Below are 12,873 nucleotides of genomic sequence, written 5' to 3'. Positions count from 1 at the left end.
CCATTACCGAACAAATAACTGAATTTTTCAATAGAATGTGCTATGTTTTTTATAGAACCTAACTAAATTAGTTTTAATATGAAATCCTTTATCGAACAAGCTCAGTTTTATGCTGAATACCATCAAAACATCAAAACACGTTATACCCATATGGCAGGAGTTCCCCTCATCATATTGGCAGTCATGATTTTTCTCGGGTTTATTAAAATTATTATGCCTACTGTTTTTGCGACGAATCTTGCCTGTATCACTACTCTAATTGCTCTGATTTACTATTTCCGTTTAAATTGGCAATTGGCATTAGCACTAACTCCAATTATGTTGATTTTATTATTGATTGCCAGCTGGTTTAGTCAAGCGGGGCCCACACCCCTAGGTATCTGGGCTTTTGTTATCTTTTTTATCGTTGGATGGGGGCTGCAATTTTATGGACATTATCTGGAAGGCAAAAAACCAGCATTCATGGATAATTTGTGCCAAGCATTCATAGCACCCTTGTTTCTGGTTGCAGAACTCTTTTTTATGGCTGGGATGATGCCCGCTCTAAAAGAACAAATTTATGGTGTAGAGAAGAAACCACTTTAAGTGAGGTTATTTTTCTCACCACGCTACTTGTTTCCTTATCCTTCGTAGAAAGCAGCAGACGCTGCTTTATTGCTGATCGTCAGGATAGATGGTTTTGCTTTCCAAATGTATTTTACGAAAAAATTGATGAATTAAAGGGGAAAGGATAATGACCATAATTGCAATAAAAGCCAGACCGCTAAATAATGCATAGCACCCTGCAAAAATCTTTCCCGGGATAGTTACAATATTAGAAGCAGGTCCCATGCCGGAAAGAATCATGGAAGCATTCATAAATGAATCAACCCAAGGCATACGTTCAAAAAAATGATAGCCTAACATGCCAATATATAAGGCTAAAGCAGTCATTAGTACGCCAAAAAAAGCATTACGCAACATATGTTGATAAACGTTTGAAGGCGTGAATACCTTTTTTTTCTTTTGTTTACTCATATCCCTTGATTTCCTGTCTAGTTATCAGCAAATTGCGGCATGACTATCTTATAACAATAATGTATTTTTTGATTTCTTTTAAAATCCTGATCGATTGTTTGAGCACTTATATTTTGAACCGAATATTTTTCTTCGAGATGAGGATCCAATTTAAATTGACGAAAATTTGTAGAAAAATAGAGAACACCATTTGGATTAAGTAAACGCATCGCAGAATGGATCAAAGAAACATGATCCCTTTGAATATCTAAAGTGTCTGTCATCCGCTTCGAGTTGGAAAAACTTGGCGGGTCTAAAAAGATGACATCAAATCGATCGCGAGTCATTTTCATCCATTCCCGACAGTCAGACTGTACAAATTGATGCTTTGCTACATCCAGTTTATTTAATTTAAAATTTTCTGCAGCCCAACGTAAATAGGTATTTGAAAGATCGACATTGGCCGTTAATGCTCCAGCTAAAGCAGCATGAACACTTGCACTCGCTGTGTAACAAAAGCAATTAAGGAACCGTGTTCCAGTTTTCAATTTGGCAAAGTTTAAACGCATGAGCCGATGATCTAAAAATAAACCCGTATCCAAATAGTCATATAAATTGACTTTTAATTTAGCCTCCCCTTCGGTCACGATCATTGAGTTTTTACTTTGACCTAACTTTTGATATTGTTCACTGCCTTTCTGCCTTTTGCGTTGTTTGACGACGATTTTATCACTATCAATGCCGAGTACTTTGGGAACAACCTGCATGACCTCAAGGCTTCGTTTCTCTGCTTTATGCAGGGGAATACTCGAGGGTGGAGCATACTCCTGAAGCACTGCATAATCATTGTAGATGTCTATCGCATAGGCGTATTCAGGCAGATCTGCATCATACAAACGGTAGCAAGTAATATGATTATTTTTTGCCCACTTTTGTAAATGGCGGTAGTTCTTTTCTAATCGGTTAAAAAGCATCTGGGCACTTTCAGAAAAGGTTTCGCTCGAAATACCTTTTAATTCATTTTTTTCGTGAATGTCCAAACAGTAGAGTTTGCACTCCAAGGCCCCATTATAAATCGTATATTGCTTTCTTGCACGTAACCCTAAAGCTTTGGCCAAAACAGGATTGGAGGTTAATACTGCAGCTTGCCAGCCTTGGTAGTTTGTGTGCAATGTTTTCCCAAGTTGCTGGTAGAGAGGAACTAAGTGAGTCACATCACTTAACCGCTCGCCATAAGGCGGATTACAGATAACCAACCCTTTTACCTTGGTGGCTTTAGCTTCTTTTAAAGTTTGCGTTTGAAAATTTACCAAAGGAGCCACACCAGCACGCTCTGCATTTCCTCGCGCTATAGAAATGATTTTGCTATCAGAATCGGTACCTAATAAAGTGCATGGCAACGGTTTAACTTGCTGCAACGCTTCGACCCTTAATTTTTCCCATAAAGAGCTTTGATGCTGGGCCCAATGTTGCAAGGATTGATCTTGTCTTAACAAACCAGGAGCAATGTGCGCAGCCATCATCGCAGCTTCAATAACTAAAGTCCCTGCACCACAAAAAGGATCATGCAAGGCATATCCTTTAGCCGCTAATTCTGGCCATTTGGCACGTAAAAGAAGCGCAGCTGCAACATTTTCCTTGAGCGGGGCAGCGCCTGCTTTGAGCCGGTATCCTCTCTGATGTAAGCTATAACCTGTGAGATCAAAACTTACCGTGATGGTTTCATTTTTCAAATACGCATGAATTAGAATTTGTGGTTTCTCTTTATCCACAGATGGGCGTGAATGATCTAAACGTCGAAAATGATCTACGATGCCATCTTTTACCACTTGCGCACCATACATCGTATTACGTATATGTTCGGAGGATCCGTGAAATTCTATTGAAATCGTTTTATCGTGTGAAAAAACAGTTTGCCAGGGAAATTGGGTGCATAATTGATGCAGAGATTGTTCATTCCCTGCATAACCGCTAAAAAGAATCAATTGTACGCGGTTTGCTATTCTGGACCAAAGGCATAGTTTGTAGAGCGTCAGTAAATTGGCGTCGCCATAAACTCCTTGGGGACTAACGCGCGTGACCGTTAATCCTAAAGTTCGTGCTTCTTCCTCCAATAAATATTCAAGTCCACGAGGACAGCTTAGAAATAAAGAGTATTTCATTCGATGGTTGACCTTAAATAACGAAATAATGCTTTGGCAGCGCCGGTATTTTTTTCTTTCAGCTGATCATCCACCGCTTTTTTTATTAATTGTCTTAATTGTTGAACATCTTCAGGATGATAAGCTTCTATAAAAGCAGTTAAAGCGTCTTTGCCTTCTCTAAGCAGACGATCTCGCCATTGCTCTACCTCATGAAAAGAAGCAGTTACCGCTTTATCTTCCTCTAATAAACGTTCATAAGCTGCTAGAATTTCTTCATGATCCGCCGCGCGCATTAGTTTTCCAATTAATTGTGCTTGTCTTCTTTTAGCGCCATGGCTTTTGATTGATTTAGCCTCAATAATGGCTTTATACAAATTGTCGGGAAGGGGAAGCAATTCTAGCTTGGACAAACTCAACTCGATAAATTGTACACCCATTTTTTGCAAAAAATCGGCATCTCGTTTTTTCTGTGATTTACTGACTGGTTCATCCATAGCATCTACTGTTTCTATTTCAAAATACGCTCATCTTACTACAACTTCGTCCACAAATAAGCGTATTGTACTAATTATTATTCAGCTGCCATAAGTGAAGCAGGTGTTTGCGTTTGTACATAATTTTTCTTGAGCCTGGATTGCAAATAGGTTCTTCCCACTGCAAAAAAATTATAAATCAGAATAAAGAGTAAAAGTAAGTGCAACCAAGTAATGGTTAACTGCATAAAAATGGGTATGGTGATGAGCACACCCAAACATCCTGAAAGACTGAGTATCAGTGTTTTCTTTAATGGAATTTTATCATGTTTTAAAAAGACTAATGTAGTAAGCGGCTGTTGCATTGCCCCTGCAGTAGTCATGATTGGAAAAGCAACTACTGGTGAGATATTCATTAAAAACAACACGCCTTGGACCATAACAAACAAACCAATGCCTACCGAGGTCAAAGCACCGCAAACAACCATGGCTAAAAAGCCTATAATTAATTTCCAGGAATGTAATTCCATGAGCTCACCGCCTACTGGCAATAATCGAAATTGGTGGGAAATTAATAGAAGTATAATTAAAGCAAAACAACAGACCATAGCAAAGCGGATTGTTTGTTTACTCATATGGCTTACAACAAAACCACCGAGTAATCCGCCCACACAAGTCCCCATAACCAAGGTAAGAAGCGTTGTTAAATCCACATCAATCAGACCGATAAAAAATAAAGATTCAATTGTTCCTGGTATCACCTGCGCCCCATTATTAACGGCAGGCATTTCATCATCACTGAAGGTACCCATCATTTTAGCTAAAGCGACATTAACAGCAAAGCTGCCAATTCCTAGTGTGTCGGCAATGAAGGCAATCACCCCGCTTGTAGCTAATTTAACATATTGCATTATCGTGAGGGATTCGGACGGTTGACGCATGAATTTAAAAACCATTACTGCGACACAAAGCAGACTTAATATTAAGATGCTTAGAGTAATAAAAAAGATGACCATATGAGGATTAGTATTATTAGAATTTTAAAAAGTTGCTAATTATATACTATTTCTAGTGGCCGGCAAACAACATATAGAGCAAAAAAAAGGCTTTGTGACTTACGTGAGCACATAAAAAATTAATATCTTTGATTGGGTGACCTTTTCGAGAATAAAAAAGTTTTATGAATTGAAAAAATTTGAAGTAAATCAAAGAATGGAATTCACGTCTTCGCGGGAAAGAGCATGAGTTGGTACATTGCGAATGTTTTCCTCCTTCATAGATAAAATTAATTCTGTAAAAATACTAAAACGAATCAAAAAAGGATTTTACTTTCGCAGTAAGACAATGCGTTTCCTCATTGCGAATTTGTCACCCGACGAGGGGAAAATCATGATGAAAATAAGAAACCGAATTGAAAAGTGGTTCTTGATAAGAGGATGTATAAATACGCGGTTGAGCCATCCCCGCGTAGGCGGGGATCCATTGCGATGAAACACTGAAGTGAAAATATTGATTCAATTCAAGTTTTAGCGGCAATTGCAAGCTTTTACACTTTACAGTTTATAGTACTTACACCAACCTGATCAAAAGTCGATTTAACCATATTTTGATCCACACTCAAGTCTTTTGCTGCATGGACTACCCCACAGGCGCCTTGAACGAAGTTGGTGGTCGGAGTCCAATATTTGCTGTTGGCAATTATCATCATTTGATAGGCTTGTTTGATGCCTATATTTTTTGCTAATAAATAAAACGCCTTATTAAAAATTCCACTGGCGGTATGCACAATAAAACTTTGTCTTTCTTGAGGATTGGAAATATTTGATTTTGCATAGGCAACCAATTCGGGATAACTAATGGCACAATAAGCACCATGACTCTGAGCTAATTGTTTGTCCAAACAATCTGCAGAACTGCCATCTGATGAAGGGAAATCCATAAAACGCAAGGCTTTTCCAAAAGAATCGCGAACAATCGTTTCCCCGATACCCCAAGTGACCGTATTGGGATCTAAATAGAGTCTTGCATAGAGTTGAGGATATTTTTCCAGGAGATATGCACGTGAGGCTTGGCCAGCCATATCGGATAAAGACTCATTAAGCGCTCCAGACTGATCATGATACTCCAGCCCTGAATGTTGCTCTGTAAAGCCATGCGTTACTTCATGACCGGCTACATCCAGTGAAACCAAAGGATAAAAATCATTCCCATCGCCAAAAGACATAAACTGGCCGTCCCAAAATGCATTGTCATAATTCTGGCCAAAATGCACGCGCATCACTAACTGCATTGGTGACCCATTCGTATGTTGTAAGGCATGAACGCCGTACCAATCTTGATACATATCGACGATGGTTTGTCCAAAATAATAGGCATCGTTAGTTGGTGAAAAAGCCCCGTTGATATTCTCTTCAATATTCTTACTGCAAGGATACTGGAAAGGAGTAGCCATCAGATCATTCCAATCCCAGGCTGAACCCAAATTCACCAGTTTTACTTTGGAAATCTCCATGATGCATTGGGCGCCTTTTTGGGTCACGTCAAGGAAAGGCAAACCATCTTTTCCATACCAATACTCTTGTACCTTTTCATTTCCGCCAGGGCCGGTATCCAAATAATTTTTAATGTTATTCCATTGTTTGATGATTTCCCCGCTTTGAGCATCTACAATAAAAAATGGCCATGCCGGTTTGTCATCTCTTTGAGTTGTTTTAAACGAAACTTGATAAACCAGTTTCAATTCATCATTTTGACCCGCTCTAATTTGCAATTCACTGAACTCTTGGTAAATAGGCATTTGTGGATTGAATTTGAACCAAGATTCTTTTGCTAATTGAAGCGCCTTTTTTTCATCCAGCACAGGTTGTACATTCAATTGGATGTCTTTCAATAAATGCCCATTCACTTGGGCATCTTCTTTGGAGATCATCACTTGGGCGCCAACGACTGGAATTCCCCGATACAATTGTTGGTATCTCATAATGGTTTTGGCATGCTCTTGCGTTTGATTGACTGCTTGCAAGGTATTTTTTTCTGCAGTGGGTGCGCTTGCATGCGCTCTGACGTGTGTTTGTTGCTTGAATGAAAATTGGTTCAAACTGCTCAGGGGCGCTTGATATAAATATAAATCTGTTGCTGCGGATGCATCGTAAGTGACTAAAACAAAAGATAGGCTCAAGAGTTTTTTTAACATAATAATCACTCAAAAAATTTATAATGGCACCATAATGGCATGAAATTAAACAACTCACAAGTAAATTGTTCACTGATGATAAATCTGGGGTATTTTGTGAACGTAATCTCATCTTTTTCAAAGGATTAGCCAAAATTAGCGGATTACTATTGCAAAAAAGATAGGGTCTGTATAAGGTTGCATAATTTATGCGTCGACTTTAAAAGGATGGATTTATGCGTCGCTCAAAATGTCTTAATCTTTGTTTCTTTCTATTTGTTATAATTCCAATTCAATTGTTATGGGCGCAAGATAAGCCTGAAACAGACGAACAAGCAAACCTCACCATTTCTACTGGAAAAAACGGGGTGAGTTGTTCTAAGTCCATACAAAATTGCATCATTCAAGTCAGTCAACCCCGATGCCAACCCATTCCAGGAACTGTTACCATTACCAATAACTCCAGAATCTACGCAAACAACATTCAGGCATCATCCTCAAACGGCTATTTTACTCAGTATGTTATCCAAAATAATGGATGTCCTCCTTCATTGGCACCTGGGGCAAGCTGCAGTATTTCCTTTATTACCAATACCCCGGCAATTGCTTTTTTAGTGCAAAACATTATGGTAAAGGGAACCAACACGAATGCAACTTTTTTTGATATGCAAGCTGTCGCATGCCCAATACAGCAAGCCATACTTAGCGTCACACCCACTTCAGTGAATTTAATTACAGGTGGTCCTTCGAAATCGGTGACGGTTACCAACACCGGCAACATCCCTGCGCAAAATGTCCATGCAACTGTAGCGCCCACGCCTCCTATCAATCTTATCGTTTCCAGCAATTGCCCTGCTTTGTTACAACCTGGCGCCAGTTGTCAGGTTACTTTCACACCCGATGATTTACCAGGAAATACGACGGCAACTATTTCAGGAGCAAATACAGCCAATACAGTCACTGTCAGAATTAATGTCAGCCTGCCACCAACGACAACCCTTTCTGTTCCGGCCACAGCGGTGATTCCTAGTGATGATTCCGTTGGAGTCATTATTCCAGTGACGAATCTAACGGCTGTTCCTGCGCACAATGTGATGCTCAATCTTCCTCCGAGTTGGACAGGTGTTACTGCGACGACCTGCCCTGTCATTCCCGGAAATGGAGTTTGCTACATCACGGTGACAACATCAGGTTTTTTCAATGTCTATGTGGCTCAGGGAGGAATATTAGTTACGGGCGATAATGTCACATCACCGCCCTCAATGGCATTGGCTTTTTCCGCGTTTAATTATTTAGTGTATGAAGTAACAGGAAGTCCTGCATTAAATTTTACTGTAGTAAGCGATACAGATATTAATTCCAACTATGAATGGAGTATAAATTTAAGTAATATTATAGGCATAAATCAAGACTCTACAAATCCACCGGATTTTTGTAATGGTAATTCAGATGGCGCCTGCGATACCTTGCAAATAGTGGAACAAGAACCAAATGATACTGCGGCTAAATTATGTGATCAAATTACCATAGATAATAGTGGCTTGGTGCCAGAAGGCACTTGGTATTTACCTGCCAGTTGCCAATTAGGAAAGTTGACTATTGGGCTACCCAATGCGACTGATGCATTGTGTGCCCCGAATACGCCAAACATTGCTACAAACTTATACAGTCTTGGTTTTCTTAGCGAATTTTTAGGAAACAAATATTGGAGTTCAACACAATACACTCCCGCTACAAGTAATGCGTTTTACCAGGAATTTTTTCCAAACAACCAGAGCACCTCCGGAGCATTTTTTAAATTAAGCCAACTCCATGTACGATGTGTTCGTGTGTTTGCTACGGTTTAAAAAAGTTGAATAAATTATGGAATAACTTGATGTTTCAAAAATGGAAGTTGCTTTTAGGTCTATGCTCTACTTTATCCACATCATATGCAGGTATTGTGGAGCATTATTTGCACAAAATACAAGAAGAAAAAACCCCATTAATTGCTGCAAAAACCATAAGACTTTCCTATTTTCAACAATTGATCGATCATAACGATTCATTATTGGGGACCTTTTCCCAGCGTTACTATGTTGATGAAACATATGGTCCCAAGCATGATTCTCCAGTTTTTTTCTATCTTTGCGGTGAGTCCGCTTGTACAAAACGCGCCTTGAATGGTGCCATTAGAACATACGCGCAAAAATTTCACGCCAAACTCGTCGCACTGGAACATCGATATTATGGAGAAAGTATCCCCTTTAACAATTTGTCCAGTAAAAACTTAAGGTTTTTAACCACAGAAGCAGCATTGGACGATTTGGCTTATTTCGAACGTCATTTAAAGGATGAAAATAATTGGACGGGTAAATGGGTCGCATTTGGGGGCTCTTATCCTGGCTCTTTATCCGCTTATTATCGATTAAAATTTCCTTCTCTGGTTGTGGGTGCCCTGGCCTCATCTGCACCCGTGATGGCCAAAGAGGATTTTGTTGAATATGATGCCCATGTTACCCAGGTTGCAGGCCCGGTATGTGCCAATCAGATGAGGGAGGTAGTCCATGAAGTAGAGGCCAGCTTACATGATGAGACAAAATGGTTACAAATAAAGAACATGTTTGATGCCTCGGCAGTGGCCGATCCTATTGATTTTCTCTATTTGATAGCAGATACAGGTGCTGCAGCAGTTCAATACGGAATGCGTGATGCCTTTTGCACCAGTTTATCAGCAAACCCTACCCCTCTTGAAGGCTATGCCCAATTTGCAAAAAGGTTATATCAAGAAATGCATGTTAAAGCAGAAGATATGACACCCCAGGGCGCTATGAGTGACAATCCCAAGGATTACCAGGATGGATTGGGAATGCGCCAATGGTATTATCAATCCTGTATTGAATATGGCTATTGGCAAAATGCGCATCCAAACCCTGCGCTTTCAACTCGTTCTTCTTTCATTAACCTAGCGTATCATCATCATATTTGTGAGCGATTGTTTGGCATAGACCATCCGGCCGATACGGCAGAGCTGAATAACACATTTTATGGCCCTTTAATGGATAGTCTCGTCTCCAATATTTATTTTACAAATGGCGAAAATGATCCATGGTCCACACTCTCTTTGGCAGAAAAAAATGGAAATGCAACGAATACCAAATTAAATTATCAATTGATTCAAGGTGCAGCGCATTGCGATGATCTACATAATCCATCGAGCCTTGATTCAGACGCCTTAAAATCTGCACGTAAAGCAATGGAACTGTTATTAACGAAGTGGCTAAACCAAGAATGAGGTTAGGGTTGGTTTGAAGGGTGATCTTCATCGCCCTCACCTTTGGTGTCGCTCAAACGCTCTTTCATAGTCACTGTGGCTTGCCCAGGTATCCGTTCTATGGCATGGCATTTATCTAACACATCAATAAAGTGCTCAGGGGCTAATGCTTCGAGTTTGTCACTAATTGGTAATTGCAATAAAGTACTCGGGATGTCCTTCACCCCTTTATCTTTTAACTCACGTCTCAGCTGCTCATTAAGTTCTTTAATTGTAGCCATAGTGCAAAGGCCTATGAATGGAGAACAAATAAGTGTTGCAGGGCTTTTGTCTTCTGCCAGAAACTGTTCTTGAGCCTCGGCATTTTGATGAATCAACCCATGATGGATTGGTCCTATTAATTGGGCATCATGAATTGTACGTTGAATGATGGCAAATTTTTTTTCTAATTGCGGCAACCAGTCATCACCTAAATTCTTTTTAAATAAACTTTTGATCGCATCATTTTCAATTAACTTATCCAGCCTTATTTTGTATTCATCGTTGTAAAGGAATTCAGATAAAACGAAGTCATCTTTTTGATAAGGTTTATGAAGAAACATATGCTCACCTTTTGTCGCTTTAATTTCAAAAAATATCACTTGTGAAGAAATATCCACCCCCTTTGCAAAACCTTCTTTTAAAGCCTTATGTGCATCACCCTCAAGTTGGGTTAACAGTGGGGATTGTTTTATCAAACCTGAATCCTCAAAGACTTCAAGATCGCGGGCAAGAGTTGCCAAATCCGAACGGATTCCCACTTGTGGCAAGGTGGTTTGAGAAGATTTCTCTGCTGATGCTGAATGCCAATGTCTGGTTTTAAAAGTAAGGTTTCTTAATGTATGAATGACTAAAAAACCAATCCCTGTATCCTGCTCATCCAATTTTCCTAACTCAAGAAGTTGCTTGTTTAAATCCATATTGCCAATTGATTTTTCTAAAAATGAAACCAAATTTTTTTTATCTTCTTCCATAATGTTTGGAGCGGGTTTGCTTTTTTGAACTAATTTTTCAAAAAGAAAAAGTGCTTTCAAATCTGCTTCACTTAATCCCGTTCCTTGCATTATCTCTTCTTTAGTCATAAATCACCTGGTTAAGCATATGAGTAATAGCGGAGCATTATTTCTTCGACTAAATTGTTCACAAAATTAATAAGTAAGCTGGGAAATAATTCATCTTTAATATTTTCTTGCGCCTGAAAAAGCAAATATTGCTGTGCAATAAAATTCACCATTTCATTAATACGCGCAGGTTTTGCTAAATAAAAGAAACAATCGGGTAAAGCAATGATGATTTTTTGAATGAGTTTTTGTGCATCAGAATCTGAGACACCTAAAACGATGGGTATCGCCGAGCTTGAACTGTATTTACTATGCATATTCGATTCACAGTACTGATCCACAATTCTGTAGATTTCTCTGGCCGATTGCTCTTTTCTAGGATGCACTACATGAACTCCTTTTTACATGCTTTTTTGTTCCTAATAGTACATTTTAGACCAAATTTTAGAGAATCCGCAGATTTATTGTTGAATAATTAGAATCTGCCGTTGTGAAAGTCATCCATGGCTTGAATTATTTCTTCCTGAGTGTTCATTACAAAAGGTCCATGCCGGGTAATCGGTTCATGAAGCCTTGCCGCAGCAAATAGTATGCACTGGCTCGCAGTCTCAGCTTTTATATCTAAAGTATTCCCTGCGCCAAGTTTTGCCAAGGTATCCTGTTGGACCAATTGATCTTCGATGCGTACTGTTCCTGAAATTACCAAAATGATTGCTTGGTAATCACTTGGGATTTGTTGTTGCAGAACTGCCCCAGGAGGCAAAATAATATCAAATAATAAAGGTTGGGTCGCAATACCGGTAATGGGTGACTCCGTTCCACTATCCGTTTTACCAGCAATTACTTTGATTTGCGCTCCCGAAGCATTTGTTTCAATAGGTAATTGGTGACCTTTCATTTCCTGGTAGCTTGGTGTTTGCATTTTCTTTACAGCAGGCAAGTTCAACCATAATTGTAATCCATGTAATCTTCCATTAGATGAAGGCATTTCTGAATGAATAATACCCTTGCCTGCAGTCATCCATTGGACATCTCCTGCAGCAATGACTCCTTTATGGCCCTTATTGTCTTCATGCGTGATGCTGCCCTCGAGTAAATAAGTAATGGTTTCAAATCCACGATGGGGATGCGGCGGAAAACCTGCCATATAATCTAAAGAATCAGCACTATTGAAATAGTCAAGTAATAGGAAAGGTTCAAAGTCATTGTTCCTCTCGATGCCAATGTAGCGATGTAATTTGACGCCAGCACCTTCACGTACCAGGAGGCCTTTGATTAACCGCTCTACTTTAATTTCGCCCATGAATCTACTCCATGTTAGCTCATGATAATCTGTCCATCACTGATATATATCATAGACCAAAATATTTCAAACACGTATAGAGGAATTAACCAATATTTTTAAGGTAATACATTTCTTCATTTTCAGATTACGAAAAGCTCTGGACCCGGTTACATTTTTATTAAATTAGATTCATTCTGCTATCAAATATTTAGCGGTTTTTGGGAATATACTGACATATAAGACCCCGCGGACAAGCCGCGGGGCGTAGCCTAAGAGGTAAAGACAAATCTTTTATAAGCTGAAGGTGGTGACAGGTTGTTTTCATTTAAAATTGAACACATTACTTAAAATAGAACCATTAATCCTCTGCCCAATGTCCAGCGGCTTATCTGCAGGGGTGTACATAAGATAGAAAGAATCCTTTTATAAAACTGACAGATGGCAATAAGT

Annotated in this window: 11 protein-coding genes; 3 read left to right on the top strand and 8 right to left on the bottom strand. The window is 39.3% G+C overall.

Going from position 1 to position 12,873, the window contains the following annotated elements:
* The first annotated feature begins 78 nt into the window (after positions 1 to 78).
* Positions 79 to 585: an Mpo1 family 2-hydroxy fatty acid dioxygenase gene (locus BU07_RS0113355; RefSeq protein WP_031566816.1), complete on the top strand. Its 507-nt coding sequence runs from the start codon at positions 79 to 81 to the stop codon at positions 583 to 585.
* 66 nt (positions 586 to 651) lie between these two features.
* On the opposite strand, the gene BU07_RS0113350 is transcribed toward BU07_RS0113355, so the two are convergent.
* The 5 genes from BU07_RS0113350 to BU07_RS0113330 form a co-directional block, all read right to left on the bottom strand.
* Positions 652 to 1,017 carry a hypothetical protein gene (locus BU07_RS0113350; protein WP_031566814.1) on the bottom strand — a complete coding sequence of 122 codons (366 nt, stop codon included), beginning with the start codon at positions 1,015 to 1,017 and terminating at the stop codon, positions 652 to 654.
* A gap of 17 nt (positions 1,018 to 1,034) precedes the next feature.
* A complete protein-coding gene (gene rlmKL, locus BU07_RS0113345) occupies positions 1,035 to 3,158 on the bottom strand; it encodes a bifunctional 23S rRNA (guanine(2069)-N(7))-methyltransferase RlmK/23S rRNA (guanine(2445)-N(2))-methyltransferase RlmL (RefSeq protein WP_031566812.1) in 2,124 nt (707 codons plus the stop codon).
* On the bottom strand, positions 3,155 to 3,634 hold the full coding sequence (gene yjgA / locus BU07_RS0113340) for a ribosome biogenesis factor YjgA (RefSeq protein WP_031566810.1): 480 nt from the start codon (positions 3,632 to 3,634) through the stop codon (positions 3,155 to 3,157). Before yjgA ends, rlmKL begins: the two co-directional genes overlap by 4 nt.
* Before the next feature lie 77 nt (positions 3,635 to 3,711).
* Positions 3,712 to 4,629 carry a sulfite exporter TauE/SafE family protein gene (locus BU07_RS0113335; RefSeq protein WP_031566808.1) on the bottom strand — a complete coding sequence of 306 codons (918 nt, stop codon included), beginning with the start codon at positions 4,627 to 4,629 and terminating at the stop codon, positions 3,712 to 3,714.
* 530 nt (positions 4,630 to 5,159) lie between these two features.
* Positions 5,160 to 6,806 (bottom strand): M4 family metallopeptidase, encoded by a 1,647-nt coding sequence (locus BU07_RS0113330; RefSeq protein ID WP_031566807.1) that lies wholly within the window; start codon positions 6,804 to 6,806, stop codon positions 5,160 to 5,162.
* A gap of 215 nt (positions 6,807 to 7,021) precedes the next feature.
* Between BU07_RS0113330 and BU07_RS0113320 the strand changes: the two genes are divergently transcribed.
* Positions 7,022 to 8,632: a hypothetical protein gene (locus tag BU07_RS0113320; protein ID WP_051635591.1), complete on the top strand. Its 1,611-nt coding sequence runs from the start codon at positions 7,022 to 7,024 to the stop codon at positions 8,630 to 8,632.
* 29 nt (positions 8,633 to 8,661) lie between these two features.
* Positions 8,662 to 10,059: a S28 family serine protease gene (locus BU07_RS0113315; protein WP_031566803.1), complete on the top strand. Its 1,398-nt coding sequence runs from the start codon at positions 8,662 to 8,664 to the stop codon at positions 10,057 to 10,059.
* Positions 10,060 to 10,061: 2 nt separating this feature from the next.
* Here BU07_RS0113315 and BU07_RS0113310 read toward each other — a convergent pair whose 3' ends face one another.
* From BU07_RS0113310 to BU07_RS0113300, 3 genes are all read right to left on the bottom strand, one after another.
* A complete protein-coding gene (locus tag BU07_RS0113310; RefSeq protein WP_174888854.1) occupies positions 10,062 to 11,159 on the bottom strand; it encodes a hypothetical protein in 1,098 nt (365 codons plus the stop codon).
* A gap of 11 nt (positions 11,160 to 11,170) precedes the next feature.
* Positions 11,171 to 11,524 (bottom strand): hypothetical protein, encoded by a 354-nt coding sequence (locus BU07_RS0113305; RefSeq protein WP_031566799.1) that lies wholly within the window; start codon positions 11,522 to 11,524, stop codon positions 11,171 to 11,173.
* An 89-nt stretch (positions 11,525 to 11,613) separates the two neighbouring features.
* Positions 11,614 to 12,441 (bottom strand): pirin family protein, encoded by an 828-nt coding sequence (locus tag BU07_RS0113300; RefSeq protein ID WP_031566798.1) that lies wholly within the window; start codon positions 12,439 to 12,441, stop codon positions 11,614 to 11,616.
* Positions 12,442 to 12,873 lie beyond the last annotated feature (432 nt).

It is taken from the genome of Legionella wadsworthii DSM 21896 = ATCC 33877, assembly GCF_000701265.1.
Classification (GTDB): Bacteria; Pseudomonadota; Gammaproteobacteria; order Legionellales; family Legionellaceae; genus Legionella; species Legionella wadsworthii.
The sequence above is the reverse complement of the archived record's forward strand: the minus strand, read 5'-3'. Positions and strand labels throughout refer to the sequence as shown.

Excerpts from the sequence above, each read along its gene's own strand:
- rlmKL (WP_031566812.1), bottom strand. The coding sequence starts at position 3,158 with ATGAAATACTCTTTATTTCTAAGCTGTCCTCGTGGACTTGAATATTTA.
- BU07_RS0113320 (WP_051635591.1), top strand. The coding sequence starts at position 7,022 with ATGCGTCGCTCAAAATGTCTTAATCTTTGTTTCTTTCTATTTGTTATA.
- yjgA (WP_031566810.1), bottom strand. The coding sequence starts at position 3,634 with ATGGATGAACCAGTCAGTAAATCACAGAAAAAACGAGATGCCGATTTT.
- BU07_RS0113335 (WP_031566808.1), bottom strand. The coding sequence starts at position 4,629 with ATGGTCATCTTTTTTATTACTCTAAGCATCTTAATATTAAGTCTGCTT.
- BU07_RS0113330 (WP_031566807.1), bottom strand. The coding sequence starts at position 6,806 with ATGTTAAAAAAACTCTTGAGCCTATCTTTTGTTTTAGTCACTTACGAT.
- BU07_RS0113355 (WP_031566816.1), top strand. The coding sequence starts at position 79 with ATGAAATCCTTTATCGAACAAGCTCAGTTTTATGCTGAATACCATCAA.
- BU07_RS0113310 (WP_174888854.1), bottom strand. The coding sequence starts at position 11,159 with ATGACTAAAGAAGAGATAATGCAAGGAACGGGATTAAGTGAAGCAGAT.
- BU07_RS0113300 (WP_031566798.1), bottom strand. The coding sequence starts at position 12,441 with ATGGGCGAAATTAAAGTAGAGCGGTTAATCAAAGGCCTCCTGGTACGT.
- BU07_RS0113350 (WP_031566814.1), bottom strand. The coding sequence starts at position 1,017 with ATGAGTAAACAAAAGAAAAAAAAGGTATTCACGCCTTCAAACGTTTAT.
- BU07_RS0113315 (WP_031566803.1), top strand. The coding sequence starts at position 8,662 with ATGTTTCAAAAATGGAAGTTGCTTTTAGGTCTATGCTCTACTTTATCC.